The following is a 26,760-nucleotide window of genomic DNA, read 5'->3' as shown; positions in this document are numbered from 1 at the left end:
GGTTCAGAACGCCTCGTCGAGCGCCACCGTCCCCTCGACCCCGATCTGGTAGGCCGAAACGCGCCTTTCGAAGAAGTTCGACAGCTCCTGGACGTCCTGCAACTCCATGAACGCGAACGGGTTCGCGGTGCCGTAGCGCGCCGGCAGCCCGAGCCGGACGAGCCGCTGGTCCGCGACGTACTCGAGGTAGGCGCGCATGTCGTCCGCGCTCATTCCGGGCAGGCCCTCCCCGCACAGGTCGCGGGCGAAGGCGAGTTCCGCCTGGACGGCCTCCTCCACCATCGTGGCGACCTGCGCCGTCAGCTCGGCGTCGAACAGCGCGGGCTCCTCCGCCCGGACGGTGTCGACCACGGAGAACGCGAACTCCATGTGCATGGACTCGTCCCGGAACACCCAGTTGGTCCCGGACGCGAGGCCGTTCAGCAGACCCCGCGACCGGAGCCAGTACACGTAGGCGAACGCACCGTAGAAGAACAACCCCTCGATGCACGCCGCGAAGCAGATGAGGTTCAGCAGGAACGCCCGGCGGTCGGCGGCGGTGCGGAGCTCGTCCAGGGAGCCGAGCGAGTCGATCCAGCGGAAGCAGAACTCCGCCTTGGCCCGGATGGACGGGATGTGCTCGATCGCCGCGAACGCCTTGGCGCGCTCGTCCGAATCGGGCAGATAGGTGTCCAGGAGGGTGAGATAGAACTGTACGTGCACGGCCTCCTCATATAGCTGCCTCGACAGGTAGAGCCGGGCCTCCGGCGCGTTCACGTGCCTGTAGAGGTTGAGCACGAGGTTGTTCGCCACGATCGAGTCGCCGGTGGCGAAGAACGCGACGAGCCGGTTGACCAGGTGCAGCTCGGCGGGGGTGAGCCGCGCGAGGTCCGCCATGTCGGAGGCGAGGTCGACCTCCTCGACCGTCCAGGTGTTGCGGATCGCCGCCCGGTACCGCTCGTAGAAGTCGGGGTAGCGCATCGGCCGCAGCGTCAGGTCCATGCCGGGGTCGAGGAGCATGCCCCGCCCCTCCGATCGCTCGTTCACTGGCACGCCTCGCAGGTCTCGGGGTTCTCCAGGGAGCAGACGGCAGCGGCGACCGTCGTCTGCGCGATCCGCGTCGCCGGACGGGACCGCAGGTAGTACGTCGTCTTGAGCCCGGCCCGCCACGCGTAGGCGTACATCGAGGAGAGCTTGCCGATCGTCGGCGTCTCCATGAACAGGTTCAGCGACTGCGACTGGTCGATGTACGGGGTGCGGGCGGCGGCGAGGTCGATGAGCGCCTTCTGCGGCAGCTCCCAGGCAGTCCGGTAGAGCGACAGCATCTCCTCCGGCAGGTCGACGAGCCCCTGGACGGACCCGTTCGCCTTCTTGACCGCCTCGCGGACGGCCGGCGTCCACAGCCCGAGCGACTTCAGGTCCTCCACCAGGTAGCGGTTGATCTGCAGGAACTCGCCCGACAGCGTCTCGCGCTTGAACAGGTTGGACACCTGCGGCTCGACGCACTCGTAGCAGCCCGCGATGGACGCGATCGTCGCGGTCGGCGCGATCGCGACGAGCAGCGAGTTGCGCAGGCCCACCTCCGCGACCCTGGCGCGGAGCGCGTCCCAGTCGGCGCGGCGGGACGGCTCCGCGTCCGGGAAGTGGTCCGGGTGGAGGCTCCCGCGCGCGGTGCGGGTCATGCCGTAGGCGGGCAGCGGCCCGTGGACGGCGGCCAGGTCGGCGGACGCGTTGTAGGCGGCCAGCGCGATCTCCTCGGCGATGCGCGTGGACAGCTCGCGCGCCTCGTCCGAGTCGAAGGGCAGGCGGAGCATGAAGAACACGTCCGCGAGGCCCATCACGCCCAGCCCGACCGGCCGCCACCGGCGGTTCGCCTTCTCCGCCTCGGGCGTGGGGTAGAAACCCCGGTCGATGGTGCGGTCCAGGAACCGGACGGCGGTGCGGACCGTCGAGCGGAGCCGCTCCCAGTCGACGCCCGCCGGCCCGACGTGCGCGGCCAGGTTCACCGACCCGAGGTTGCAGACGGCCGCCTCGCCGTCGCCCGTCACCTCCAGGATCTCGGTGCAGAGGTTCGACAGGTGGACGACCTTGCCCGGCTCGGCGGTCTGGTTGCAGGCGCGGTTGGCGGCGTCCTTGAACGTCATCCAGCCGTTGCCCGTCTCGGCGAGCGTCCGCATCATCCGCCCGTACAGCTTGCGCGCCGGGATCTGCCGGACGAACCGGCCCTCCCGCTCCGCCGCCCGGTACGCCTCGTCGAACTCGTCGCCCCACAGGTCGACCAGCTCGGGGACCTCCTTCGGGTCGAACAGCGACCATGTCGCGTCGGCCTCGACGCGGCGCATGAACTCGTCCGGGATCCAGTTGGCCAGGTTCAGGTTGTGGGTGCGGCGCGCGTCCTCGCCGGTGTTGTCGCGCAGTTCCAGGAACTCCTCGACGTCGGCGTGCCACGGCTCCAGGTAGACGCACGCGGCGCCCTTGCGGCGACCGCCCTGGTTCACGGCGGCGACGGACGAGTCGAGCGTGCGCAGCCAGGGGACGATCCCGTTGGAGTGCCCGTTGGTGCCCCGGATCAGCGAGCCCCGCGACCGGACCCTCGTCCAGGAGATGCCGATGCCGCCCGCGTACTTGCTGAGCCGCGCGACCTGCCCGTACCGGTCGTAGATCGACTCCAGCTCGTCGCGCGGGGAGTCGAGCAGGAAGCACGACGAGAGCTGCGGGCGGCGGGCCCCGGAGTTGAACAGCGTCGGCGAGCTGGGCAGGTACGAAAGCGTGCTGAGCAGCCCGTAAAGCTCCGCGGCCTCATCGACGGTGTCGCCCGAGGGGGGCCGACCCCCCACGCCCCCCGGCCCGACTCCGTCGGGAACAGTGTCGCCCGAGGGGGGCCGACCCCCCACGCCCCCCGGCCCGACACCGTCGGGAACTGCGAGCCCGCAAGCGACCCGTAGGAAGAAGTGCTGCGGCCGCTCCAGGACGAGCCGCGACTTCGGGTGCCTGAGCAGGTACCGGTCGTAGACGGTCCGGAGCCCGAAGTACTCGAACCGGTCGTCGGCGCCGAACGCGCCCTCCGAGCCGGCACGTCCCCCCGTGCCTCCCGAAGCCGTGTCGATGAGCGCGTCGAGCGCCGCGGCGTTCGCGGCGACGAAGGCGGCCAGGTCGTCGGCCAGGAGGCCCTCGCGGTGCGCGGCGGCGACCGACTCGGCGAACGTCCGCACGCCGGCGGAGGCGGCCTCGTCCCGGATCCGGCCGCCGAGCAGCCGCGCGGCCACCTTGGAGTACCCGGGCTCGGCGGGGATGAGCGCGGCGGCCTCCCCGATCGCGAGGTCCCGCAGCGCTGCCGCGTCCAGCCCGTCGGCGGAACGGACCGCGGCCAGCACCCGTCCGGCCTCGGCCCCCGGTACCGCCTCGCAGGCCGCCTGGACCTCGGTCGTGATCCGCGCGGGCGGCGCGGCCAGAGCCTGTGTCACGTGCATCTCCCCTCGCATGCCGCCTCGCGGAGGCATGCGAACGGCGCGCGGCGGCAGGCCGCGCTCCGCCCCCGGCCCACCCGCGAGGCCTGGACGTGTCGATCCGGGACGCCCCGGATGAGGCCGGTCACCCGGCCTCGCGTGCGGGCAGGTCTTCGGACTCGCGGGCGCCGCCTCTCACGAGGCGTCCTACTGGCCGTCGCTTCCCGGGCCTTGCGGCCCAGTGCTCATGACGGCGGTCGTTCCCGCTCACCGCTGCGGGGCAGTCCCGGACTCGCACCGGGTTCCCTCTCACGCCGCCCCCGCCGCGAACGGCGGGGGCGGACCAGCACGGGGTTGAACCCTACATCTAGTTGACGATCAACGCACAACCCCAAGATGTTGGGCGTGTCAGCGGAATGTCCGGGGGCGGCTGCGCATCCCGCGCGGGGGATGGGACGATGGTCACCGCCATGACCCCCCATGCGCCGCGGCCGCTGTTCCGGGCAGCGCGCGCGGTGGTGTTCGCCACCGTGTGCGCGACGCTCGCGACCCTCGGGCACGTCCTGGCGGGCGGCGCGGCGGTGCCGGCCTGGGCGGCGATCACGGGGTTCTGCGCCGTCCTCGGCGTGACGCTGATACTGGCGGGCCACGAGCGCTCGCTCGCGACCATCATGGGCGGGCTCCTCGGCGGGCAGTTCGCCCTGCACACGCTGTTCACGGCGGCCACCTCCTCCGCCCACGCCGCGCCCGACACGCACGCGGCGATGACGGGCGCGATGGAGCCCGCCGCGATCCCCGCCGGGCACGGCGGGAACGGCCTGGTCATGACGCTCGCGCACTGCACGGCCGCGCTCGTGGCCGCGTGGTGGCTGCGGCGCGGCGAGCGGGCCGCCTGGTCGCTCGCCCGGCGGGTCGCCGCGCTCGCCGACCGCCCGATCCGGCTTCTGCTGGCCCTGCTCGCCGTCGAACCGGCCGAGCCTCCGGCCCGCCCCTGCCGGACCGCCCCGGCGGCCGCCGCCGTCACCGCCGTCGGGCGGGTCCTGCGGCACCAGGTCGTCCGGCGGGGACCCCCGACGCGTTCGAGGGCGCTCGCTCACCTCTGAGCGGAGCGCCGTACGCCACCGGACGCCGGCTCGCGGCGCCCGGTCATTCCCGTACGACTCGAACGGAGTTCCGCAATGTCCTTCATTCCGCATGCCCGGCGCGCCGGCGCCGTCGTGTCCCTCGCCGCACTGTCCGTGGCCGGCCTGGCGACGGCGGCGGCCGCGCACGTCAGCGTCAACCCCAAGACCGCCGAGCAGGGCTCGTACTCCAAGGTCTCGTTCCGCGTGCCGAACGAGCGCGACGACGCCTCCACCACCAAGCTGGTGGTGAACCTGCCGGTCGACCACCCGCTGTCGTCGGTGTCGGTCCGGCCGCTGCCGGGCTGGACGGTGAAGGTGGAGAAGTCCAAGCTGCCCGAGCCTCTGAAGACCGAGGGCGGCGAGCTGACCGAGGCCGTCACGAAGATCACCTGGTCCGGCGGCAAGATCGAGCCGGGCCGGTTCGAGGAGTTCGACGTCTCGATGGGGCCGCTGCCCACCGACACCGACCAGCTCGTGTTCAAGGCCGACCAGACCTACTCCGGCGGCGAGGTCGTCAAGTGGGACCAGCCCCCCGCCGAGGGGGCGAACGAGCCGGAGCACCCCTCGCCGGTGCTGAAGCTCCTCCCCAAGGGCGCGACGGCCGCGGCCGGCCTGACCGCGCAGGTGAAGCCCGCCGCCGCGGCGTCGTCCGCGTCGCCCGACGACGGGACGGCCCGGCTGCTCGGCGGCATCGGCATCGCGGCCGGCGCGGCCGGCATCGCGGTCGGCGCCTACGGCCTGAGCCGGGCGCGGAGCCGGGCATGATCCGGGCGCTGCTCCGCGGGGCGGCGGGCACCGCGGCGCTCACGGCCGTCCTGGCGACGACCGCGGTCCCGGCGTCGGCGCACACCGCGCTGGCCTCGGCCGCCCCGGAGAAGGGCTCGGCCGTCGCGCCCCCGTCCCAGATCGTCCTGACGTACACCGATCCGGTGCGGCTGCCGCGCGTGGTCGTGACCGACGGGTCGCGCAGGCAGTACCAGGCCGGTTCGGCGCGGGCGGTCGACAACAGGGTCACCCAGGCGGTGAACGGCGCGCTGCCCGACGGCGAGTACACCGTGGGCTGGCGCGTCGTCGCGTCGGACGGCCATCCGGTCGAGGGCACCTACACGTTCACCGTGAAGGGCTCGTCCGCTTCCGGTCAGCCCGCCGCTCCGGCGCCGGCGCGGACGAAGGCGGCGTCCACCGGGGATTCGGGCGGTTCGTCGGGCTGGCTCTGGATCGGCCTGATCGCCCTGGTCCTCGCGGCCGCGGCCGGCACCGTCGCCTGGCTGCGCCGCTCCTCCGCCCGGGATTGATCGATTCGCTTCCGGTCGGGTGATTACAGGATTACAGTGATTACCCGACCGGAAGCAGCCTGGGGGCGCCGTGATCGTCGAATACATCCGCTACAGCATCGATCCGCAGGACGCCGAGGAGTTCGAGGCCGCCTACGCGCGGGCCTCCGTCCCCCTCGCCGCCGCTCCCCAGTGCGTCGACTACGAGCTGTCCAGGTGCGTCGACGAGCCGTCGTCCTACATCCTGCGCATCTGCTGGACGTCGGCCGACGACCACATGCGGGGCTTCCGGGGCGGCGAGCACTTCGCCGCGTTCTTCGCCGAGATCAAGCCGTTCCTCCAGCGGATCGAGGAGATGCGGCATTACGAGCGGACGGCCGTGCGCGGCGCCGGCTCGTCCGTCCCGACCATGTACGACTGGGCGGGCGGAAGCGAGGCGCTGGAGCGGCTCACCGAGCACTTCTATACGAACGTCCTCAAGGACGACCTGCTCCGTCCCCTCTTCCAGCACATGGCCCCGGACCACCCGAAATGGGTCGCGGCGTGGCTCGGCGAGGTCTTCCGCGGCCCCGACCGCTACAGCCGCGAGCGCGGCGGCTACCACGAGATGGTCCGCCACCACCTCGGCAAGGCCATCACCGAGGCGCAGCGCCGCCGCTGGGTCTCGCTCCTCATGGACGCGGCGGACGAGGTCGGCCTCCCGGACGACCCGGAGTTCCGCGCCGCGTTCACGTCCTACATCGAGTGGGGCACGCGCATCGCCCTCGCCAACTCCCAACCCGGCGCCGAGCCGCCCCTCGAAGCCCCCATGCCCCACTGGGGCTGGGGCGTCGCCCCGCCCTACATCCCCTCCAAATAGCCGGACCACGCGCCGTCCTCCCACCCGGAGGGCGGCGCGTTCCCGTGTCCGGGCGGACCGTGCCGGACACCGTGTAGGCTCCACGCGTTCCTGCGACAGGGGAGGTCGATGAATATGGCCCGCGCGGCGCTTCGTCAGCATGCCCTTGTCCGGGCCGTGCACGGTTGAGCGCGGCCCGGTCGTCCAGAACGACCAGGAGCCACACTTGTCATCTTCCGACCTGACCGCATCGGGCCCCCACGACTCGGACCCGGCCGGCGCGGGCCTGCCGAGCGCGGATCTCACCACCGCCCGCCTCGTCCTGCGCCCGTGGACGCGCGACGAGATCGCCGCCGTCCTGTCCGGCGACAGGCGCGCCCACTGGGCGGACGACTTCCCCGCCGAAGGCGACCGCGACATCGCCGGCTTCATCTCCGAGCACCCGTCCGTGCTCGGCCGGCACTGCCAGCGCCAGATCGTCGAACGCGCCACCGGCCTGGTGGTCGGCACCACCGGGCTGTTCTGGCCGCCCGCCGACGGGGCCGTCGAGTTCGGTTACGGCGTCGTCCCGTCCCGCCGAGGCCGCGGGTACGCCACCGAGGCCGCCCGCGCCATCGTGGCGTTCGCCCTGGCCGCACCGGGTGTGGACGCGGTGGTGGCGACCGTGGAGCCGCGCAACCCCGCCTCGTCCCGCGTCCTGGAGAAGGCGGGCCTCCGCCACGCCGGCACCACCGAGGACATCGCCACCTACACCACCGCCTGACGGCGGCCCGGGTCCGGCCGCGGCCGGACCCGGGCGGTCCTGCGTTCACCCCTCCCTGTGGCCTGCGTGCCGTCCTTCTCGCCGAAGGGCGGCACGCTCGGTCTCCGTCGCCTGCTTGACAGATAACGCTAGTGAACTAACACTTCATATCTCACTAGCGAATTGAGGTGAGGGCATGGCGGTGTTCCTGGCCCGGGTCGGCCGGTTCTGCTTCCGGCGGCGGTGGACGGTCGTCCTGGCGTGGACGGGGCTGCTCGTCGCCGCACTGGCGGGCGCGGCCGTGCTGTCCGAGCCGGGCCCGGACTCGTTCTCGGTCCCCGGAACCGAGGCGCAGCGGGCGAGCGACCTGGTCGCGCGGCGGTTCCCGCAGGCCGGCGCCGACCGGGCGAGCGCCAGGATCGTGTTCGCCGCCCCGGCCGGCCGGTCACTGGCCGGCCGGCGGGCGGACATCGAGCGGGCGCTCGCCCGGATCGGGGCCGCTCCGCAGGTCGCCGAAGCCGCAGATCCCTACGCCCGGCGCATGGTCTCGGCGGACGGCCGGGTCGCGATGGCCGAGGTCGCCTTCCGCGTCCCCGCGTACGAGCTGACCGGCGCCGACCGCGACGCGCTCCGCGGGGCCGCGCGCGTCCCCGGCCTGCGCGTGGAGATGAGCGGCGACGCGGTGGCACCCCCGCAGGAGGGCGCCGGGGAACTCCTCGGCGTCGCCGTCGCCGCGATCGTGCTGCTCGCCGCGCTGGGCTCGTTCGTCGCCGCCGGGCTGCCGCTGCTCACCGCCGCCGCGGGCATCGCCGTCGGCCTGTCGGCGGTCGGCGCCGCGACCGCGTTCGTCGAGATCGACTCCGACGCCCCCGCGCTCGCGCTCATGCTCGGCCTCGCCGTCGCGATCGACTACGCGCTGTTCATCATCTCCCGGTACCGCCAGGAGGTCCTGGACGGGCGCGACCTCGCGGACGCGGCCGGACGGGCCGCGGGCACCGCCGGGTCCGCCGTGGTGTTCGCGGGCCTGACGGTCGTCATCGCCCTGGCCGGCCTCGCGGTCGTGGGGATACCCGTGCTCACGCAGCTCGGCCTGGCCGCCGCGTTCACCGTGGCCGTCGCGGTGGCCGTCGCGCTGACTCTGCTGCCCGCGCTGCTCGGGATCGCCGGACGCCGGGCGCTGCCCCGCCGCCGCGCCGCCGGGGCCTCCGCCGGCCTGCGCTGGGGCCGCTTCGTCACGGCGCGGCCCGTCACGGTGCTGCTCGCGGCCGTCGCCGGGCTGCTCGTCGCCGCCGCGCCCGCGCTGGACCTGCGGCTCGGCCTGCCCGACGACGGCACCGCACCGCCCGGCACGACGCAGCGCCGGGCCTACGACCTGCTCGCGGACGGGTTCGGCCCAGGGATCAACGGGCCGCTGCTCCTCGTCGTGCAGGCTCCCGGCGACGCGAAGGCCGCCGCGCGGCGCGTCGCGAGCGAGGTCGGGTCCCTGGGCGGCGTCGCCTCGGTGGACTCCCCGGTCGTCGACCGGGCCGGCGGCACCGCTCTCGTACGCGTCGTCCCGGACGGCGGGCCGACCAGCGAGGACACCGAGGACCTCATCCACGCCATCCGCGACCGGTACCGCTCCGGAAACGGAGTCGCGGTGGCCGTGACCGGGCAGACCGCGATCGACATCGACATGTCGGACAAGCTCGCCGGTGCGCTCGTCCCCTATCTCGCGGTCGTCGTCGGCCTGGCGTTCCTGCTGCTGGCGCTGGTGTTCCGCTCGGTCCTGGTACCGCTGAAGGCGACGCTCGGGTTCCTGCTCAGCGTCGCCGCCACGTTCGGCGCGGTCGTCGCCGTGTTCCAGTGGGGCAGCCTGGACGGCCTTCTCGGCCTCCACTCCTCCGGCGTCATCGTCAGCCTGCTGCCGGTCATGCTGATCGGCATGGTGTTCGGCCTGGCCATGGACTACCAGGTCTTCCTCGTCACGCGGATGCGCGAGGAGCACGTCCGCGGCGCGGCGCCCACCGACGCGGTCGTCACCGGCCTCGCCCAGGGCGGCCGCGTCGTCACCGCCGCCGCCGTGATCATGATCAGCGTGTTCTCCGGGTTCGTGCTCTCGGACACCCCGATGGTGCAGTCGTTCGGCTTCGCGCTCGCCGCCGCCGTCCTCTTCGACGCGTTCGCGGTGCGCATGACGATCGTCCCCGCCGTGATGGCCCTGCTCGGCCGCGCCGGCTGGTGGCTGCCCGCCCCGCTCGCCCGCGTCCTGCCGCACATGGACGTCGAGGGCGCGCGGCTCGCGGACGCCCCGCCCAGGGTGGCAGTAGGCTCCTCGGTCGAGTCGGAGTAGCGAAAGGCTGGGGAGCGTGCCGCCGAAGCAGGGCCTGCGCGAGATGAAGAAGGCGAGGACCCGGGCCGCGATCCAGCGGGAGGCCCTGCGCCTGTTCCGCGAGCGGGGCTATGAGGCGACGACGGTCGAGCAGGTGGCGCAGGCGGCGGAGGTCGCGCACACCACCGTCTTCCGCTACTTCCCGACCAAGGAGGACCTGGTCATCAGCGACGACGCCGACCCGGTCGTGTTCGCGTCGCTGCGCGCCCAGCCCCCGGAGCTGTCCCCGCTGCGGGCGCTGCGCGCCGCGCTGCGCGAGGTCCTCGGCGGGTTCTCGGCCGACGACCTCGCCGCCGGACGCGACAGGGCCGTCCTCATCCTGTCCGTCCCCGCGCTGCGCGGCGCCGCCTTCGGCAGCTTCGTCGACACCATGCGCACGGTCACCGGCATCCTCACCGAACGCACCGGGGGCGAGTCCGCCGAAGTCCGCGCCCTCACGGGCGCGGCCTTCGGCGTGATGCTCGACCTCATGATCCGCTGGGCGGAGGACCCGTCACTGGACCTCCCCGGGGCCCTGGACGACGCCCTGGCCGCCCTCGCCCCGATCGACCCGGCCGCGCGGTGACCCCGGCGCCGGGGCCGGTCAGCCGAACTGGCCGGGCTCGTAGGACCCGGCGGGCTGGCGGGTGATCACGTTCATGCGGTTCCAGGTGTTGATGAGGGCGATGAGCGAGACCAGCCCCGCGAGCTGCTCCTCGTCGTAGTGCTTGGCGGCGTTCGCCCAGACCTCGTCGGAGACGCCGGCGCCGTCGGCGAGGCGGGTGCCCTGCTCGGCCAGCTCCAGGGCGGCGCGCTCGGCGTCGGTGAAGACCGTGGCCTCCCGCCAGGCCGCGACCAGGTTGAGGCGCAGCGAGGTCTCCCCGGCGTGGGCGGCGTCCTTGCTGTGCATGTCCACGCAGAAGCCGCAGCCGTTGATCTGACTGGCGCGCAGCTCCACCAGGTGCGCCGTCGCCGTCGGCAGCCCCGAGCCCGCGACGGCCTTGGCCGCCGACAGGAGGTGCTTCATGACCTTTCCGCCGGTCGCAGTGCTGTAGTAGTCGAAACGGGCGTCCATGGTCGTCTCCTTGCGTGTGGAGGGGTTACACATGATTGACGGATCAGCCCCCCGCGGTGTGACACGGTCCCCCCTGCCGCGCTCAACCTTCGTCGCGGGCGGGTAGGACCAACCCCACTACCCCCGTTCGGGGGTGGCGTCGGCCACCCGGATGGCGAACGATCCTTCTGACCGGGTGCCCGTGCGGCTACGAGGGAGAGACCATGCCCGCAGTCGAGTTCCGCGCGGCGCGCGACTTCCTGCTCGCGCACCGCGACGACTACGCGACGGCGTACGAGAAGTTCCGCTGGCCGGTGCTGACCGGTTTCAACTGGGCGCTGGACTGGTTCGACAAGATCGCCGAGGGCAACGACTCGCCCGCGCTGTGGATCGTCGAGGAGGACGGCGCCGAGGCCAGGTACTCGTTCTCGCAGATGTCGCGGCGGTCGAACCAGGTGGCGAACCTGCTGCGCCGCGCGGGGGTGCGGCGCGGCGACCGGATCATCCTGATGCTCGGCAACCAGGTGGAGCTGTGGGAGACCGTGCTCGCGGCGATGAAGCTCGGCGCGATCATGATCCCGTGCACGCCGCTGCTCGGCACGGCCGACCTCCAGGACCGGCTGACGCGCGGCAAGGCCCGGCACGTCGTGACCGCCTCGTCGGAGACCGGCAAGTTCGACGGCGTCGAGGGCGAGTTCACGAAGATCGCTGTGGGCGAGCCGGTGGAGGGCTGGCTGCGGTACGCCGACGCCTACGAGGAGGGCGAGTCCTTCACCCCGTACGGCCTGACGATGTCGCGTGACACGCTGCTGCTCTACTTCACGTCCGGGACGACGGCCAAGCCGAAGCTGGTCGAGCACACCCACGCGTCCTACCCGGCCGGGCACCTCTCGACGATGTACTGGATCGGGCTGCGGCCCGGGGACGTCCACCTGAACATCTCGTCGCCGGGGTGGGCCAAGCACGCGTGGAGCAACATCTTCGCGCCGTGGGACGCCGAGGCCTGCGTGTTCATCTACAACTACACCCGCTTCGACCCCGACCGGCTCCTCGACACCCTCGAACGGTGCGGCGTGACGAGCTTCTGCGCGCCGCCGACCGTGTGGCGGATGCTGATCCAGTCCGATCTCGGACGGCTCGGCCGGCCGCCGCGCGAGGTGGTCGCGGCCGGCGAGCCGCTGAACCCCGAGGTCATCGAGCGGGTGAAGCAGGCATGGGACCGCACGATCCGGGACGGCTTCGGGCAGACCGAGACGACCGTCCAGATCGCCAACACGCCCGGCCAGCCGGTCAAGCCCGGTTCGATGGGGCGTCCCGTCCCCGGCTACAAGGTGGTGCTGATCGACCCGCTGACCGGCGAGCCGGGCGACGAGGGCGAGATCTGCCTCGACCTCGAGGACCGCCCGCTCGGGCTGATGACCGGCTACCACGGCGACGACGACCGCACCGAGGAGGCGATGGCCGGCGGCCACTACCACACCGGTGACATCGGCTCCCGCGACGAGGACGGGTACATCACCTATGTCGGGCGCGCCGACGACGTGTTCAAGGCGTCCGACTACAAGATCTCGCCGTTCGAGCTGGAGAGCGTGCTGATCGAGCACGAGGCGGTGGCGGAGGCCGCGGTCGTGCCGTCGCCCGACCCGGTGCGGCTGGCCGTCCCGAAGGCCTACGTCACGCTCGCGAGCGGCTGGGAGCCGGACGCGGAGACGGCGAAGGCGATCTTCGCGCACTGCCGCGAGCAGCTGTCGCCCTACAAGCGGGTCCGGCTGCTGGAGTTCGCCGAGCTGCCGAAGACGATCTCCGGCAAGATCCGCCGGGTCGAGCTGCGGGCGAGCGAGATCGACAAGCACCCCGGCCGGGACGACCGGCCGGCGGGCGAGTTCCGGGAGGAGGACCTGCGATGAACCTCTCCTACGCGTCGGGCGTCTCGACCACGCCGCTGCTCGGCGACACGATCGGCGCGAACCTCGACCGGACGGTGGCGGCGCACGCGGAGCGCGACGCGCTCGTCGAGCGGGCGTCCGGCCGCCGCTGGACCTACGAGCAGTTCTCCGACGACGTGGACGCCGTCGCGCTCGGCCTCCGCGACCTCGGCGTCGTCAAGGGCGACCGGGTGGGCATCTGGGCGCCGAACTGCGCCGAGTGGATGCTCGTCCAGTACGCGACGGCCAAGCTCGGCGCGATCCTCGTCAACATCAACCCCGCCTACCGGGTGCACGAGCTGGAGTTCGTCCTCAACCAGGCCGGGATCCGGACGCTGGTGGCGGCGCCGGTGTTCAGGACGTCCGACTACGCGGCGATGATCGAGCAGGTGCGGCCGAAGTGCGCGGCCCTGCGCGACGTCCTGCTGATCGGCACGCCCGGGTGGGACGCGCTGCTGGAGGCCGGCCGCAACGGCGAACCGGGCTTCCTCGCCGAGATCGGGCGGACGCTCACCGCCGACGACCCCATCAACATCCAGTACACGTCCGGGACGACGGGGTTCCCCAAGGGCGCGACGCTGTCGCACCACAACATCCTGAACAACGGCTACTTCGTCGGCGAGCTGTGTGGCTACGACGAGGAGGACCGCATCTGCGTGCCGGTGCCCTTCTACCACTGCTTCGGCATGGTCATGGGCAACCTCGCGGCGACGAGCCACGGCGCGTGCGTCGTGGTCCCGGCGCCCGCGTTCGACCCGAGGGCGACGCTGGAGGCGGTCGCGGCCGAGCGCTGCACGTCGCTGTACGGCGTGCCGACGATGTTCATCGCCGTCCTGAACGAGCCGTCGCTGACCGGGCTCGACCTGTCCTGCCTGCGCACCGGGATCATGGCCGGGTCGCCGTGCCCGGTCGAGGTGATGAAGCAGGTCATCGAGCGGCTCGGGATGAGCGAGGTCGCGATCTGCTACGGCATGACCGAGACGTCGCCGGTGTCGACGCAGACCCGCGCGGGCGACTCGCTGGAGCGCCGCGTGTCCACGGTCGGGACCGTCCTGCCGCACCTGGAGATCAAGGTCGTCGACCCGGAGACGGGCGTGACCGTCCCGCGCGGCGCGGCCGGGGAGCTCTGCACGCGCGGCTACTCGGTGATGCTCGGATACTGGGACGAGCCGGACAAGACGGCGGAGGCCGTGGACGCCGCCCGCTGGATGCACACCGGCGACCTCGCGGTGATGGACGAGGAGGGCTACGTCAACATCACCGGCCGCATCAAGGACATGGTGATCCGGGGCGGGGAGAACATCTACCCGCGCGAGATCGAGGAGTTCCTCTACACCCATCCCGACATCGTGGACGCGCAGGTCATCGGCGTCCCCGACGAGAAGTACGGCGAGGAGCTGATGGCCTGGGTGCGGCTGCGCGAGGGCGTGCCGGGCCTGACCGCCGGGGAGCTGCGCGCGTTCTGCGAGGGCAGGCTCGCCCACTACAAGATCCCCCGCTACGTGCACGTGGTGGAGGAGTTCCCGATGACGGTCACCGGCAAGGTCCGCAAGGTGCAGATGCGCGCCGAGGCGGTCGACATCCTCGGCCTGGAGGAAGTGACCGCCGCGCGGCACGCCTAGGAGACTGCTGAAGATCTTGTGAGGGGCTGTCCGGCCGTGGGCCGGACAGCCCCTGTGTGGTCATGCTTCGGCCGTGGACAGGTGCCAGGTGCCGTTGGTTCGGGTGAGTCCGAGGTTGATGAGTCGGCGGAGGTTGAGGACGGCGGCTCGGGTGTGGAGCCAGGCGTCGGCTTTGATGGTGCCGCGGTGGCGGAGGCGGCGGTTGCCGTGGTGGACGAGCCAGGCGACGGCGCGTTCGACCGGTGGTCTCCAGCGGCGGTAGTCGGCTTGCCAGGCCGGGTCGTGGGCCGATTGGCGGCGGGCGGCGGCTTGGAGGTCGTGGTGGGGGCGGATGGTCAGGATCCGGCCTGCCTTGGCGTTGGTGCACCGCTCGCGCAGGGGGCATCCGGTGCACCGGTTCCCGAACACGGCTTTGCGCTGGTGGTGGCGTCCGCCGGGGTCCGATAAGGGGGCGGTGTGCCCGGCGGGGCAGGTCACGGTGCCGTTGGTGGTGTCGATGGCGAAGTCGTCGAGGGTGAAGCCGCCGGGGACGGCGGGCCGCAGCGGGGCGGGCTTGATGAACAGCCGGTGCCCGGCGGCGGTGAGGGCGTGGCGGGCCTGGCCGGTGGAGTAGGCGGTGTCGCCGAACACCTGCACCGGGGTGTCCTCGCCGGCGAGCAGGTCCAGGCCGACGACGGCCTCGTGGTGGGCGGCCCCGGCGCCGGGCCGCAGGGCCACCGCGGTGAACAGGCCGGTTTCGGGCTCGACGGCCAGGTGGGCTTTGAAGCCGTCCTGGCGGTGGCTGCGGGTCTTGTGGACGTGCCGGGCTTGGGGGTCGACGGTCGAGATCACCCGGTCCGGGGCGGTGCCGTCGGTGATGCGCCAGCGCCCGTCGCGGCCGTCGGACCCTTCGGCCGGTTCGACGTCCTGCCCGGCGACCAGGGCCAGCAGGCCCACCGCGTTCGCGGCCCGCTCGCCCAGTTCCTGCTCGGGCAGGTGCCCCAGCAACCTGAGCGCGTCGGTGACCAGGGCGTCCACCAGCTCGGCGCGGGCCTGCTCGTCGTTCCAGGCGATGCGCGGTTTGCCCGGGTCGGTGTAGTCGTGGGCGGTGCACGCCGCCGCGGCCACCTCGGCCGCCCCGGGGACATGGCGGATCACTGAGCGGACGGCGGCGATCAACTGGGTGACGGTGTCCTGGGTGGCGACCGCATCGTCCAGCACCGTGGAGTCCAGCGCACGGCGATGCCTGCCGGTGAGCACCCCGGTCGCCCGCACCACCTCCCGCACGGCCTCGAAGATCCGGTCGGGCCGGGCCGAGCGTGCCAGCCGACGGCGGAAGTAGGCCAGCAGCGACGCATCGAACGCGGTGTCGTGCAGGCCCAGCCCGCACGCGGCCTTCCAGCGCAGGTCACACCGCAACTCCTGCACCGTCTCAGAATCCGACAGCCCGTGCAGGGCCTGCAAAGTGATCGCCGCGGCCAGGATCTGCGGCGGCATCGACGGCCGCCCGTTCGCCGACGGATACATGTCCGCGAACATCACCGCCGGGAACAACGCGCCACGGTGCTCGGCCAGGAACGCGAACACGCTCCCCGCTGGGATCAGCTCCCGGCACGTCTCCCACACATCCGGACCGACCGTCTCCCCGGCCCACTCACCCATCACCACACCACAACACACTGGCCCCGCCGCATCCGCGGCGGGACCAAAACCCCAAGATCTTCAGCAGTCTTCTAGGCTGTGTTTCAGCAGTCCCGGCCCACTTCGCTCGCCTGGCGGCTCACTACGTGACCGTGCCTGGGCGAACGCGGCATCGCTTCGCGATCTGCCCGGTGCCGCTCGCCTCCGGCTTCGCGGCACCGGCCAGGTCACGCGTTCGCGCGCGCGGCCGAGGCCGTCTCGCGACCGGCCCCAGGTTCGTTCGCCTCCGGGCTTTCGGGCCGGGGGCCCGGCAGGGCATGCTTCGGAAGCATGGGCGATGACGTGGGAGCCGTCCGGTCCGCGGTGCTGACGCTGCAGCGCACGACGGGCCTGCCCATGGTGTTCGGGGGCGCCCTCAGCGGCCAGGACCGGCTGGTGATCACCGAGCTGGTCGGCAACACGACCGACTCCCTGAGCGGTCTCGTCGTGCGGCACGGCAACGGGCTCGGCGGCAAGGCGATGGCGATGGGACGCCCCGCCTGGGTGAGCAACTACCCGTGCTCGGCGTCGATCAGCCACGACTACGACAAGCCCGTCGGCCGCGAGGGGCTGCTGTCGATCGTCGCGGTCCCGATCGTCGTGCGGCGGCGCGTCCGGGGCGTCCTCTACGGAGCGCTGCGCGAGCCCCTCTCGCTCGCCGACCGCGTCGTGGGCGCGGCCGTCGAGGCGGCCCGCGACCTCGAACAGGACCTCGCCGTCCAGGACCGGGCCGACGAGGCGCTGGCGCGGACCCCGCCCGGCACGTCGGCGGCGCGCTGGGAGGAGGTCCGGGCCGTGCACGCCGAGCTGCGGGCGCTCGCCGAGCAGGTCAGCGACCTGCCGACCCGCGACCGGCTGCGGGAGGCGTCGCTGCGGCTCGCGGCGGCGGGGCTGGACGAGCCCGACACCTCGCCGCGCCCCGTGTTGTCGCCCCGCGAGCTGGACGTCCTGTCGTACGTCGCGATCGGCTGCACCAACGCGGAGGCCGCCGCGCGCCTCGGGCTGCTGCCGGAGACGGTGAAGAGCTACCTGCGGTCGGCGATGCGCAAGCTCGACAGTCACACCCGCCTGGAGGCCGTGACCACCGCCCGCCGCGCGGGGCTGCTCCCCTGATCCTCGCGCCGTGCGGCCCGGCGCCCGGCGGACGAGGCGGCGGCCGCGGCGAGGGCCGTCCCGCCGAAGCCGAGCATCACGGTGCTGAACGCCTGCGCGTGGCCGCCGGGGACGCCGAGGTACAGGGTCCCGAAGACGGCGACGCCCGCGACGCCCGCGAGCTGGAAGTTCATGTTGACCAGCCCGCTGATGTCCGCGGCGTACCGGTCCGGGACGTGCGCCGTCAGCCGCGCGAGCTGCGGCGCGAACCCCAGGCCGAGTCCGAGCCCGCCGAAGCCGAGCAGGGCGGCGAGCGCCGTCCCGTCCACCCGGGTGAGCCCGGCCGTGATGTATACGGCCGCGAGCAGCAGGTAGCCGGCGACGGGCGCGCGGCCCGCCATCCGGGCGGGGAGGCGCGGTGTGAGCGGCCCCGCGATCCCGAAGGCGGCGACCCACGGCACGAGCACCAGGCCGGAGAACAGGGCGCTGCGGCCCAGCCCGTCCTGCAGGTAGAGGGCGAGGACGAACATCATCGCGTAGAAGGTTCCGGTGGCCGCGCCGAGCGCGCCGAGCGTCCACGCCACGACCGGGCTGCCGAGCACGCCGGGCTCCAGCAGCGGCGACTCGACGCGCCGCTGCCGCCTGACGAACAGGGCGGTCACCGGCGGGCAGGCCGCGAGCGACGCCCAGGTCCACGGCGGCCATCCCGCCTCGCGCCCGAACAGCAGCGGGACGACCACCAGCAGCGCCGCCGCCGACAGCAGTGCCGCCCCGCCGAGGTCGAGGCGGGCGCGGCCGCCGCCCGGGTCCGCCGGCAGCAGCCGCAGTCCGGCCGCGAGCAGCACGACCCCGGCCGGGACGTTGACCAGGAAGACCGGACGCCAGCCGAGCCCGCCCAGATCGGCCGAGACCAGCACGCCGCCGAGCACCTGCCCCGCGACCGCGCCGCCGGACAGCGCCACGGCGAGCAGCCCCTGCGCCCGCGCCCGCGCCGGACCGGTGAAGTGGAGCTGGATGCCCGACAGGACCTGCGGCACCATCAGCGCCCCGGCCGCGCCCTGCACCAGCCGCGCGGCGACCAGCGCGCCGGTGGAGGGGGCGAGGCCGCACGCGAGCGAGGCAGCGGTGAACGCGCCGAGCCCGAGCAGGAACATCCGCCGGTGGCCGCGCGCCTGCCCGAGCCGGGCACCGGTGACCAGCAGGACGGCGTACGCGAGCGTGTAGCCGGAGACGACCAGCTCGAGGGCGCCGCCGGACGGCCGCAGGTCCTCCTTGACGGACGGACCCGCGACGTTCACGACCGCGATGTCGACGTTGACCATGAACTGCCCGGCGAGCAGCACCGCGAGCATGAGGGCGGGCCGGCGGGGCCCGGTGGCCGGGGATCCAGTGGCAGGGGGGAGATCGGTCGAGGACATGGAGGGACAACACCGGCCGCCGCCACCGGGTTGCGGTGGGGCGTGCCGACGGGGGCCCGCACGGGCGGGCCGGTGAACACCGCGGGGCCGCGCGGTCTTCGGCGGATCGGGCCCGGCGACGGGGTCAGCGGGCGTGGGGCGCCGTCCAGTACAGATCGGCCCCCGCGGCGCACTGCCTGGTCGCTCTCACCGCACGCCTGCTGCGCCGGGCCGTGATCGCTCGGCCGTCCCGCCTCGTTCCGGGCAGGGACGTCCGGCCCCCGATTCGCACTGAAGACGGTACACCTCCGCGAAACACGATCGGCGCCGTCGTCGGCTCGCCCCGCGCACGGGTCTGCGACCTTCCCGCGGGACCGGCGCCGCCAGATGGACGACCATGATCAGTGGCCCGACCTGCGACGCTGTCCTCGGGTCCGAAATTGGTCCACTCAGGTGAGCCGATTGTGATCCCTTAGCACCCCCGACCCCGTCCAAAACCCCGATAGCGTGGGACTTGTGGAGGTTGAGGACTCTGGTGGGACATCCCGCCGCAAAGCTCTCTGGCTCGTCGGGGCGGCCGCGGGTCTGGCCGCCCTCGGCGCGGACGGCGCGCGCCCGCCGCACGGGACCGGGAAGCCCGCGTGGGCCGTCCCCACCCCCCGCGCGCGGCCGGTCATCCATCCGACCCCGACGCCCACCCCGACGCCGACCCCCCGGCCCGCCCCGTGGACGTCGGGAAAGCTCACGGCGCTGGAGAAACCCGTCCGGGAGCTGACGCAGCTCTCCCCTCCGCCGCCCCCGGAATCGATCGCCCTCACCATCGACGACGGCCCCAGCCCCCTGTGGACGCCCCGCGTGCTCGACCTGCTGGCCGAGCACGGGATCCACGCGACGTTCTTCGTCATCGGCGAGCAGGTGAAGGAGTTCCCCAAGCTCACCCGCCGCATCGCCGACGCCGGGCACCAGATCTGCAACCACACGCAGACGCACCCGATCAGCATCGGGAGCATGGGGAGGAAGCGGGTCCGCAAGGAGATCGTCGATGCGCACGACCGGATCGCCGACGTCACCGGCGTCGTCCCGCAGTTCTTCCGCTCACCCGGCGGCGCGTGGTCGAAGACGATCCTGGACCTGGTGGAAGAGCACGACATGCTCCCGGTCGACTGGGCCGTCGACCCGCGCGACTGGGCACGCCCCGGCGTCGGCCACATCCGCCGCACGCTCATGAAGGGCAAGGCCGGCAACATCATGCTCTGCCACGACGGGGGCGGCGACCGCTCCCAGACCCTGAAGGCCCTGGACACCGTCATCCCGAAGATGAAGAAGCGCGGCCTGGCCTTCGTCGCGCTCTGACCGCCCCGCCGTCCGGCCGCCGGCGGAGCCCGGCGAACAGGTCGTCCTCGGGGAGATCCGTGCCGACGCGGGAGCGCGCGAGGTGGTAATCCTCGGTCGGCCAGACGGCGCGTTCGACGTCGCGCGGGTGAGCCATGAAGCCCGCGTCCGGGTCGATCTGCGTCGCGTGCGCGAGCAGGGCCTGGTCCCGGACGGCGAAGTAGTCCTCGCAGGGGACGCGGGTGGTGATGTCGAGCTTCGGCGCGGTGTCCGGCCACTCTGCGAGGATCGGCCCGATGCCCGACTCGAGGCCGCGCCGGGCCATCCCGTCATGCAGGGCCTGGAACCACTCCTTCGAGAAGGCTCCCTGGTAGTAGAGCTTCTCGGGCAGCCACGGCTCACCCGTCCCCGAGTAGCGGGACGGGTCGCCGGACGCGTCGAAGGCCTCCGCCGTCACCTCGTGCGTCCTGACGTGGTCCGGGTGCGGATAGCCGCCCGTCTCGTCGTAGGTGACGACCACGTGCGGGCGGAACTCGCGGATCAGCGCCACGAGCGGGCGGGCGGCCTCGGCGAGGGGCGTCTGGGCGAAGCAGCCGTCCGGGAGGGGCTCGCCGGGGGCGGGCAGACCGGAGTCGACGAAGCCGAGGAACCGCTGCCGGACGCCGAGGATCCGGCGCGCCGCCTCCATCTCCGCCCGGCGGACCGCCGGCAGGTCCGCCCGGATCTCGGGCCGGTCCATCGCGGGGTTGAGCACGTCGCCGCGCTCCCCGCCGGTGCAGGTCGCGACCAGGACGTCCACCCCCTCGGCCGCGTACTTGGCGAGCGTGGCGGCGCCCTTGCTCGACTCGTCGTCGGGATGCGCGTGCACGCTGAGCAGCCGGAACCTCATCGGTTCTCCTTCCTGGACGGGTAGAACAGGGCGGGAACGAGGGTCAGGGCGGACAGGCCCACCGCCCACCAGAAGGTGCGGCCGTAGGCGACGGCGGGGGCGTGGCCGTCCAGGGAGCGTTGCAGGACGACCGCGAACACCGCGATGCCCAGCGAGCCGCCGACCCGGTTGACCGTGTTGACGGCCCCGGCGGCGCGGACGACCTCGTGGCGCTCGATCCCCGCGTAGACCGCGGCCATCCCGGGCGCCATGACGACTCCGAGTCCCGCGCCACGCACGACCAGCGACGCGACGAGGAGCCACTCCGCCGGCGAGGAGCCCGTCCGGGTGAAGGCGACCGTGCCCGCGAGGGTCAGCAGGATGCCGGTGAGGATCAGCGGCCGGGGCGCCATGCGGTCGGCCAGGCGGCTCGCGAGGAACGTGGCGGCGGCCGTCCCGAGGGCCTGCGGGGCGAGCAGGAGACCCGCCTCCAGCGCGGACGCGTGCTCGACCTGCTGGTAGTAGAGCGGAAGCAGCAGCATGGAGCCGTAGAGCGCGGCGCCCTGAAGGAACGAGTTGGCCGTGGCGACCGCGAAGCCGCGCCGGGCGAACAGGCGCGGGTCGATCAGGGCCGCCGCGCGGCGGCGCAGGGCATGCGCGACGTAGCCGAGCACGAGCACCGCGCCGGACAGCAGCGGGAAGGCGACGCCGGGGGCCCCGAAGCCCTCCTCGCCGACTGCGGAGAAGCCGTAGACGAGTGCGGCCAGCCCCGGGGACAGCAGCGCCAGGCCGAGGACGTCCAGGCGGGCGCCGCCGGTCGCCCGCCCCGGGTCCGACGGGACGTAGCGGACCGCCAGCAGCAGTGTCAGCAGGCCGATCGGCACGTTCACCAGGAACATCCAGCGCCAGTCGAACCGGTCGACGATCGCTCCGCCGAGGACCGGGCCGAGGACCGGGGCGAACGTCAGCGGAAGGACGGTGATGCCGAAGACGCGGCCGAGGCGGCCGGGCCCGGCGGCCCGGACGACGATGGACTGCCCGAGCGGCTGGATCAGCCCCCCGCCGACGCCCTGGAGGACGCGGAACAGGATCAGGCTCCCGGCCGACCACGCGACGCCGCAGAGGGCGGACCCGGCGGCGAACAGGGCGACCGAGACCAGCCACATCCTGCGGGCACCGAACCGGTCGCCCGCCCAGCCCGCCAGCGGCATCACCATCGAGACGGCCAGGAGGTATCCGGCCGACACCCATTGCAGCGTGGCGGGCCGGCTGTGGAACTCGCGGGCGACCGAGTCCAGTCCGACCGTCACGATCGTCGTGTCGAGCAGGGCGAGTACCGGGCCGAGGACCAGGACGAACGACGCCTTCAGCAGCGCCGGATCGAGCCTGTCGGCCGGCCGGGGCGCCGCCGGGGCGCGCACGGGGGCGGTCATGGGAGGTCTCCAAATCTGTTGAGCGGGCCTAAATTTAGGTTCGCTCCACTTCATTGGTCAAGACTATTTTTATGTTCGACCTACCAACCGGGGTGAGGGCGGAGGGCCCGGGGTGTACTCAGGTACACCTCGCGCTCGGGTTGCGGGCACACTGTGCTCCAGGGGCGCCGCCAGAAGACTGGACTCCAGACGGCAAGCGACCCGCGGAGGATCCGGTGGACGGTGGACTGGTGCAAGAGACTCGGCTGCAACGGCATGTGCGGGCGCCCTGGCGGGGGCTGGCGCTCTGGCTGCTCTCCATTCCCGCGATGCTCGTCGGCCTGTGGTTCATCACGGTCATCTCGATGATCACGAGCTTCGTCGGGGTGCTGCTGTTCCCGTCCGCGACGATGCTGCTGCGCGAGCGGCTCGACGCCTACCGGGTCCGCCTCAACCGCTGGACCGACGTCCGGATCGCCCGGCCGTACCTGCCGGAGCCGGAAAAGGAGCCCGGCGTGCACGGGGTGTTCAAGCGGTTCATCGCACTGATCAGCGATCCCGCCACGTGGCGGGACTACCTGTGGGTCGTCTCGGACCCGTTCGTGGCGGTGTTCACCGCGGCGCTGCCCGGCCTGCTGATCCTCTACGGGGTGTGGGGATACGCGGTCGCGATCTTCGCCGGGGACATGATCGGGCACTACGGCGGCAGCGACTGGTACGCCTACGTCCACGTCACCGAGGGGTACGGCCGCGACACCGGGCGAATCCTGTCCACGGTGGCCGTCGCAACCGCGTGCATCGCCGCCGGGTACCTCATCGGCCCGTGGATGCTGTCCTTCTACGGGGAGTGGGGCCGCGCCATCCTCGGCCCGACGAAGAAGTCCGAGCTCGCGCTGCGCGTCCAGCACCTCACCGAGACCCGGTCGGAGGCCGTGGACGCCTCCGCCGCCGAGCTGCGCCGCATCGAGCGCGACCTGCACGACGGCGCCCAGGCCCGGCTCGTCGCGATGGGCATGAGCCTCGGCGCCATCGAGCACCTGCTCGACAAGGACCCCGAGAAGGCCCGCATCCTGCTCGCCGAGACCCGCGCCTCGTCGGCGAAGGCGCTGCACGAGCTGCGCGACCTCGTCCGCGGCATCCACCCGCCGGTGCTCGCCGACCGGGGCATCGGGGACGCGGTCCGGGCCCTCGCGCTCGACCACCCGCTGGACGTCGAGGTGTCGGCCGACCTGCCGGCGCGCCCCGAGCCGCCGGTCGAGTCAGCCGCCTACTTCGCGGTCTCGGAGATCCTCACCAACGCGGCCAAGCACTCCGGCGCGTCCCGCGTCTGGGTCGACCTGCGGTACGCGGACGGCATGCTGCGCATCAGCGTCACCGACGACGGCCGGGGCGGCGCGAACCTCGAGGGCGGCTCGGGGCTGCGCGGGATCGAGCGGCGGATCGGTACATTCGACGGCGTCCTCGCCATCAGCTCGCCCCCGGGCGGCCCGACGATCGTCACCATGGAGCTGCCGTGCGCGTTGTCCTCGCCGAAGATCTCGCCCTCCTGAGGGAGGGCCTCGTCAGCCTCCTGGAGTCGCACGACTTCGAGATCGCGGCGGCCGTCGACAACGGGCCGTCCCTGCTGAAGGCACTGCTCGACCACCGCCCGGACGTGGCGGTGGTCGACGTGCGCCTGCCCCCGTCCTTCACCGACGAGGGACTCCAGGCGGCGCTGGAGGCGCGGCGGCAGGTCCCGGGCCTGCCCGTCCTCGTGCTGTCGCAGTACGTCGAGCAGCTCTACGCCCGCGAGCTGCTCGCCGACGGGACCGGCGCGATCGGCTACCTGCTCAAGGACCGGGTGTTCGACGCGGCTCAGTTCGTGGACGCGGTCCGCCGGGTCGCGGCGGGCGGCACCGCGATGGACCCCGAGGTCATCTCCCGGCTCGTCGCCCGGGGCACCCGCGACACCCCGCTCGCCCGCCTCACCCCGCGCGAGACCGAGGTCCTGGAGCTGATGGCGCAGGGGCGCTCCAACGCGGCGATCGCGGAGCGGCTCGTCGTCACCGAGCGCGCGGTCACCAAGCACACCGCGAACATCTTCACCAAGCTCGACCTCGCCGTCACCGGCGACGACAACCGGCGCGTCCTCGCCGTCCTCGCCTACCTCAACCGCTAAACCGAGCGGAGCGAGCCCGGGGGGTGTGGGGGGTCGGCCCCCCGCAAGGGCACTAAACCGAGCCGAGCTTCGAGGGTCGTCCCCAGCGCGGTGCTGAGCCCGTTTCCGTCCCCTGACCGGCCTAGGGACTGTCTCGAAGTGGCCGAAGCCACGCGCGCGAACGCGTGACCTGCCCGGTGCGGCGAAGCCGGAGGCGAGCGGAACCGGGCGGATCGCGAAGCGATGCCGCGTTCGCCCAGGCACGGTCACGTAGCGAGCCGCCAGGCGAGCGAAGTGGGCCGGGACTTTGAAACACAGCCGAGTCGTTCCGCCGGGGGCCCCGCGGTGGCATAGTCTGCCCCGCGAGCAGGCCCGGGGAGGGCGCTATGACGGTGGTTCTGGTTCTGCTGTGCCTGGCGATCGCCGGGCGGGAGCTGTACCTGGCGTTCGAGCGCGGGCGGACGCCGGGCGCCCCGGAGATCGCCGACATCCGCACGCAGCTCCGCGCCCTCAAGGGCACCCGTGACGAGCTGGAGGAGTTCCGCGCGTCCCAGCGCGAGCGCCTGGACCGGCTCGCCGCCGACGCCGAGCGCGACCGCGCGGCGCTCGGCGAGACCGACGCCCGGATCCGCTCGCTCGTCACGCAGATCAACGACCGGCTGGTGCCGGACGTGAGCGGCCGGCTGAAGGAGCAGCGGGACGCGGCCGAGGAGCAGCGCGCGGCCGTGGAGCGGCTGGCCGCCGAGACCGCCGCGCTCCGCAGGCACCTCGTCGGGCGGCTCGACCAGGCGGTGGCGGCCTCCCTCGGCGCCGACCCCGCCGACCTGGTCGCCGGGACCCTCACCGTCGCACCGGCCGGGGAGCGGCCCGCCCTGACCGGCCCGTTCGAGCGGTTCGCCGCGCACCACGGGCTGCGCGTCGAGCTGGCCGACGGCGACCGCTACTACCTGTCCGGCCGCAGCCCCCGCGCCCTGGAGCTCGACTTCATCGACCTGGTGACTGCGCTGCGCGAGCACTGCGTGGAGTCCACCGGCCCGGCACGGGCCCTGCTGGGCACGCTGCGCGACGTCGACCGGGGCGGCGCGCAGATCGGGCCGCTCCTCGTGGTGCGGACGCCGGAGTCGCTGGTGTGCGGGGTGCTGCCGCTCGCCGAGCTGCGCCGTCCCGGAGCCGCCGGGCTGCTCGACGATCCCGACGCCGCCGCCGGACGCCTCCACCGCCTCCCCGAGGGCCGGTTCTGCGACGTCTCCGCGTGGCCCGCCCTCAACTCCTAGGGACGCAGGGGCGCCGTCCATGGGAACTCGGGCGCGCGGCGTTCGAGGAACGCGGCGATGCCCTCCTCGACCTCGCCGCTGGCGGCCACCTCGGCGAGCCACCGCTGCGTCCTCTCCGCCACCGGGCCGGCGGCGACGATGGCGTCCACGATGTCCTTGCTCGCCTGCTGGGTGAGCAGGGAGCGGGACGCGAGGGTCTCGGTGAACGCGGCGACGCGGTCGTGCAGGCCGCCCTCGGGGACCACCTCGTCCAGCAGCCCGATGCGCAGGGCGTGCTCGGCGTCGACCAGGTCGGCGGAGTAGAGCAGGTACTTGGCCGCCGACGGGCCCACCAGCCGGACGAGCCGCGCCGTCGCGGCGGCCGGGTAGACGATGCCGAGCCTGGCCGGCGTGATCCCGAACCGCGCGCCCCGCGCCGCGAACCGCAGGTCGCAGGCGGCCGCGAGCTGGCAGCCGCCCCCCACGCAGTAGCCCTCGATCGCGGCGAGCGTCGGCTTGCGGAACGCGGCGAGCGCCCGCTCGGCGACCGTCGACAGGTGCGAGTCGTCGTCGCGGTGGATGTCGTCCAGCTCGGAGATGTCGGCGCCCGCGCAGAAGTTCCCGCCCGCCCCCGTCAGCACCACGACCCGGACGGCGGGGTCGGCGGCGAACCCGTCCAGGATGCCGGGCAGCGCCCGCCACATGTCCGCCGACATGGCGTTCCGCTTGGCCGGCCGGTCGATCACGACCGTCCCGACGCCGCCCGCGACCTCGAACCGCAGCCCCTCGCCCATCGTCCCCCCTCGCCCCTGACCGGCGCGGCTCATCGTATTCGCCCGGCGCCCGGAACCGATCACCGGACGACCGCCGGAACCCGGAGGCCGATCCGGTAGTCATAACGGTCGTGAGCATGGAGACCGGCGGCGCGGGCGGGGGAAGGCCGCGGAGCCGGACCGGACGCAGGGGGTCACCCGTATGAGAGCGGTCACCGACCTCGGGGAATGCGAAAGCGGCCCCGATTGCTGTACTGTCGTGGCAACGTCCTTGGATTCTCACGACTCGCGTCGAGGACGTCTCTTCCCCGCCCGGGCCATCTGAGCGCCCGGTGACTTTCCGGTCCGGCACGCACACGGCGTGCGGGGCCGCCGCACAAGGGAGCCGACGTCAGCCCGGTGGACCGAGCTGCATTCCTCGCATTCCTCTCGCGTACGCGCCGCGGGTTCCGCCGCCGTACGCGGACTTCGACTCCGGGCGGC

22 protein-coding genes and 1 riboswitch are annotated in these 26,760 nt (G+C 73.2%); of the genes, 14 read left to right on the top strand and 8 right to left on the bottom strand.

Annotation, left to right across the window (positions count from 1 at the left end):
- Positions 1–3: 3 nt before the first annotated feature.
- Entirely contained in the window at positions 4–1,026 is a 1,023-nt protein-coding gene (locus FKD65_RS26095) for a ribonucleotide-diphosphate reductase subunit beta (RefSeq protein WP_240809609.1), read from the bottom strand.
- Complete coding sequence (locus FKD65_RS26090; protein ID WP_240809608.1) at positions 1,023–3,443, bottom strand: ribonucleoside-diphosphate reductase subunit alpha; 2,421 nt, start codon at positions 3,441–3,443, stop codon at positions 1,023–1,025. Before FKD65_RS26090 ends, FKD65_RS26095 begins: the two co-directional genes overlap by 4 nt.
- A gap of 149 nt (positions 3,444–3,592) precedes the next feature.
- Positions 3,593–3,735, bottom strand: a riboswitch (cobalamin riboswitch).
- A gap of 160 nt (positions 3,736–3,895) precedes the next feature.
- Between FKD65_RS26090 and FKD65_RS26085 the strand changes: the two genes are divergently transcribed.
- The 7 genes from FKD65_RS26085 to FKD65_RS26055 all read left to right on the top strand — a co-directional run bounded on the left by FKD65_RS26085 (position 3,896) and on the right by FKD65_RS26055 (position 10,339).
- Positions 3,896–4,528, top strand: coding sequence for an MFS transporter (locus tag FKD65_RS26085; RefSeq protein WP_141579971.1), 633 nt, complete (start codon positions 3,896–3,898; stop codon positions 4,526–4,528).
- A 75-nt stretch (positions 4,529–4,603) separates the two neighbouring features.
- On the top strand, positions 4,604–5,314 hold the full coding sequence (locus tag FKD65_RS26080; protein WP_141579970.1) for a YcnI family protein: 711 nt from the start codon (positions 4,604–4,606) through the stop codon (positions 5,312–5,314).
- The gene (locus tag FKD65_RS26075) at positions 5,311–5,844 is read left to right on the top strand and encodes a copper resistance CopC family protein (RefSeq protein ID WP_240809607.1); all 534 of its coding nucleotides are present in this window, start codon (positions 5,311–5,313) and stop codon (positions 5,842–5,844) included. The genes FKD65_RS26080 and FKD65_RS26075 overlap by 4 nt, the downstream gene beginning before the upstream one ends.
- Before the next feature lie 70 nt (positions 5,845–5,914).
- Complete coding sequence (locus tag FKD65_RS26070; RefSeq protein WP_141579969.1) at positions 5,915–6,682, top strand: group II truncated hemoglobin; 768 nt, start codon at positions 5,915–5,917, stop codon at positions 6,680–6,682.
- 205 nt (positions 6,683–6,887) lie between these two features.
- On the top strand, positions 6,888–7,424 hold the full coding sequence (locus FKD65_RS26065) for a GNAT family N-acetyltransferase (RefSeq protein WP_240809606.1): 537 nt from the start codon (positions 6,888–6,890) through the stop codon (positions 7,422–7,424).
- Positions 7,425–7,599: 175 nt separating this feature from the next.
- A complete protein-coding gene (locus tag FKD65_RS26060; protein ID WP_141579967.1) occupies positions 7,600–9,735 on the top strand; it encodes an MMPL family transporter in 2,136 nt (711 codons plus the stop codon).
- Between the two features lie 16 nt (positions 9,736–9,751).
- Complete coding sequence (locus FKD65_RS26055; RefSeq protein WP_240809605.1) at positions 9,752–10,339, top strand: TetR/AcrR family transcriptional regulator; 588 nt, start codon at positions 9,752–9,754, stop codon at positions 10,337–10,339.
- 18 nt (positions 10,340–10,357) lie between these two features.
- Here the strand turns inward: FKD65_RS26055 and FKD65_RS26050 are convergent, their stop codons facing one another.
- Positions 10,358–10,828, bottom strand: a complete 471-nt coding sequence (locus FKD65_RS26050) for a carboxymuconolactone decarboxylase family protein (protein ID WP_141579966.1) — start codon at positions 10,826–10,828, stop codon at positions 10,358–10,360.
- A gap of 203 nt (positions 10,829–11,031) precedes the next feature.
- Here FKD65_RS26050 and FKD65_RS26045 point away from each other — a divergent pair, with 203 nt between their 5' ends.
- Together FKD65_RS26045 and FKD65_RS26040 are read left to right on the top strand one after the other, a co-directional pair.
- Positions 11,032–12,714, top strand: a complete 1,683-nt coding sequence (locus FKD65_RS26045) for an AMP-binding protein (protein ID WP_141579965.1) — start codon at positions 11,032–11,034, stop codon at positions 12,712–12,714.
- Positions 12,711–14,354, top strand: coding sequence for an AMP-binding protein (locus FKD65_RS26040; RefSeq protein ID WP_141579964.1), 1,644 nt, complete (start codon positions 12,711–12,713; stop codon positions 14,352–14,354). The genes FKD65_RS26045 and FKD65_RS26040 overlap by 4 nt, the downstream gene beginning before the upstream one ends.
- Before the next feature lie 60 nt (positions 14,355–14,414).
- Here FKD65_RS26040 and FKD65_RS26035 read toward each other — a convergent pair whose 3' ends face one another.
- Positions 14,415–15,995: an IS1182 family transposase gene (locus FKD65_RS26035; RefSeq protein WP_141579963.1), complete on the bottom strand. Its 1,581-nt coding sequence runs from the start codon at positions 15,993–15,995 to the stop codon at positions 14,415–14,417.
- A gap of 309 nt (positions 15,996–16,304) precedes the next feature.
- Between FKD65_RS26035 and FKD65_RS26030 the strand changes: the two genes are divergently transcribed.
- Entirely contained in the window at positions 16,305–17,126 is an 822-nt protein-coding gene (locus tag FKD65_RS26030) for a helix-turn-helix transcriptional regulator (RefSeq protein ID WP_141579962.1), read from the top strand.
- Here the strand turns inward: FKD65_RS26030 and FKD65_RS26025 are convergent.
- Positions 17,072–18,523: an MFS transporter gene (locus tag FKD65_RS26025; RefSeq protein ID WP_205718260.1), complete on the bottom strand. Its 1,452-nt coding sequence runs from the start codon at positions 18,521–18,523 to the stop codon at positions 17,072–17,074. The genes FKD65_RS26030 and FKD65_RS26025 overlap by 55 nt on opposite strands.
- A gap of 495 nt (positions 18,524–19,018) precedes the next feature.
- Here FKD65_RS26025 and FKD65_RS26020 point away from each other — a divergent pair, with 495 nt between their 5' ends.
- Complete coding sequence (locus FKD65_RS26020; RefSeq protein WP_141579961.1) at positions 19,019–19,855, top strand: polysaccharide deacetylase family protein; 837 nt, start codon at positions 19,019–19,021, stop codon at positions 19,853–19,855.
- Here FKD65_RS26020 and mca read toward each other — a convergent pair.
- Together mca and FKD65_RS26010 are read right to left on the bottom strand one after the other, a co-directional pair.
- Positions 19,809–20,723: a mycothiol conjugate amidase Mca gene (gene mca / locus FKD65_RS26015; RefSeq protein WP_141579960.1), complete on the bottom strand. Its 915-nt coding sequence runs from the start codon at positions 20,721–20,723 to the stop codon at positions 19,809–19,811. The genes FKD65_RS26020 and mca overlap by 47 nt on opposite strands.
- Positions 20,720–22,135 carry a DHA2 family efflux MFS transporter permease subunit gene (locus FKD65_RS26010; protein ID WP_141579959.1) on the bottom strand — a complete coding sequence of 472 codons (1,416 nt, stop codon included), beginning with the start codon at positions 22,133–22,135 and terminating at the stop codon, positions 20,720–20,722. Before FKD65_RS26010 ends, mca begins: the two co-directional genes overlap by 4 nt.
- 230 nt (positions 22,136–22,365) lie before the next feature.
- Here FKD65_RS26010 and FKD65_RS26005 point away from each other — a divergent pair, with 230 nt between their 5' ends.
- From FKD65_RS26005 to FKD65_RS25995, 3 genes are all read left to right on the top strand, one after another.
- A complete protein-coding gene (locus FKD65_RS26005) occupies positions 22,366–23,664 on the top strand; it encodes a sensor histidine kinase (RefSeq protein WP_240809604.1) in 1,299 nt (432 codons plus the stop codon).
- Positions 23,628–24,272, top strand: coding sequence for a response regulator transcription factor (locus FKD65_RS26000; RefSeq protein ID WP_141579958.1), 645 nt, complete (start codon positions 23,628–23,630; stop codon positions 24,270–24,272). Before FKD65_RS26005 ends, FKD65_RS26000 begins: the two co-directional genes overlap by 37 nt.
- A gap of 365 nt (positions 24,273–24,637) precedes the next feature.
- On the top strand, positions 24,638–25,525 hold the full coding sequence (locus FKD65_RS25995) for a hypothetical protein (protein WP_141579957.1): 888 nt from the start codon (positions 24,638–24,640) through the stop codon (positions 25,523–25,525).
- Here FKD65_RS25995 and FKD65_RS25990 read toward each other — a convergent pair.
- Positions 25,522–26,298 (bottom strand): enoyl-CoA hydratase/isomerase family protein, encoded by a 777-nt coding sequence (locus tag FKD65_RS25990; RefSeq protein ID WP_141579956.1) that lies wholly within the window; start codon positions 26,296–26,298, stop codon positions 25,522–25,524. The two genes, FKD65_RS25995 and FKD65_RS25990, sit on opposite strands and share 4 nt — an antisense overlap.
- Positions 26,299–26,760: the final 462 nt, after the last annotated feature.

It is taken from the genome of Actinomadura sp. WMMA1423 (assembly GCF_006547145.1).
Classification (GTDB): domain Bacteria; phylum Actinomycetota; class Actinomycetes; order Streptosporangiales; family Streptosporangiaceae; genus Spirillospora.
This window is presented reverse-complemented; position numbering and strand designations above follow the sequence as displayed.

What these genes read in the sequence shown, in the direction of transcription:
- FKD65_RS26075 (WP_240809607.1), top strand. Translation starts at nt 5,311, where the DNA reads ATGATCCGGGCGCTGCTCCGCGGGGCGGCGGGCACCGCGGCGCTCACG.
- FKD65_RS26050 (WP_141579966.1), bottom strand. Translation starts at nt 10,828, where the DNA reads ATGGACGCCCGTTTCGACTACTACAGCACTGCGACCGGCGGAAAGGTC.
- FKD65_RS26010 (WP_141579959.1), bottom strand. Translation starts at nt 22,135, where the DNA reads ATGACCGCCCCCGTGCGCGCCCCGGCGGCGCCCCGGCCGGCCGACAGG.
- FKD65_RS26035 (WP_141579963.1), bottom strand. Translation starts at nt 15,995, where the DNA reads ATGGGTGAGTGGGCCGGGGAGACGGTCGGTCCGGATGTGTGGGAGACG.
- FKD65_RS25990 (WP_141579956.1), bottom strand. Translation starts at nt 26,298, where the DNA reads ATGGGCGAGGGGCTGCGGTTCGAGGTCGCGGGCGGCGTCGGGACGGTC.
- FKD65_RS26085 (WP_141579971.1), top strand. Translation starts at nt 3,896, where the DNA reads ATGACCCCCCATGCGCCGCGGCCGCTGTTCCGGGCAGCGCGCGCGGTG.
- FKD65_RS26060 (WP_141579967.1), top strand. Translation starts at nt 7,600, where the DNA reads ATGGCGGTGTTCCTGGCCCGGGTCGGCCGGTTCTGCTTCCGGCGGCGG.
- mca (WP_141579960.1), bottom strand. Translation starts at nt 20,723, where the DNA reads ATGAGGTTCCGGCTGCTCAGCGTGCACGCGCATCCCGACGACGAGTCG.
- FKD65_RS26045 (WP_141579965.1), top strand. Translation starts at nt 11,032, where the DNA reads ATGCCCGCAGTCGAGTTCCGCGCGGCGCGCGACTTCCTGCTCGCGCAC.
- FKD65_RS26080 (WP_141579970.1), top strand. Translation starts at nt 4,604, where the DNA reads ATGTCCTTCATTCCGCATGCCCGGCGCGCCGGCGCCGTCGTGTCCCTC.
- FKD65_RS26030 (WP_141579962.1), top strand. Translation starts at nt 16,305, where the DNA reads ATGGGCGATGACGTGGGAGCCGTCCGGTCCGCGGTGCTGACGCTGCAG.
- FKD65_RS26040 (WP_141579964.1), top strand. Translation starts at nt 12,711, where the DNA reads ATGAACCTCTCCTACGCGTCGGGCGTCTCGACCACGCCGCTGCTCGGC.
- FKD65_RS26025 (WP_205718260.1), bottom strand. Translation starts at nt 18,523, where the DNA reads ATGTCCTCGACCGATCTCCCCCCTGCCACTGGATCCCCGGCCACCGGG.
- FKD65_RS25995 (WP_141579957.1), top strand. Translation starts at nt 24,638, where the DNA reads ATGACGGTGGTTCTGGTTCTGCTGTGCCTGGCGATCGCCGGGCGGGAG.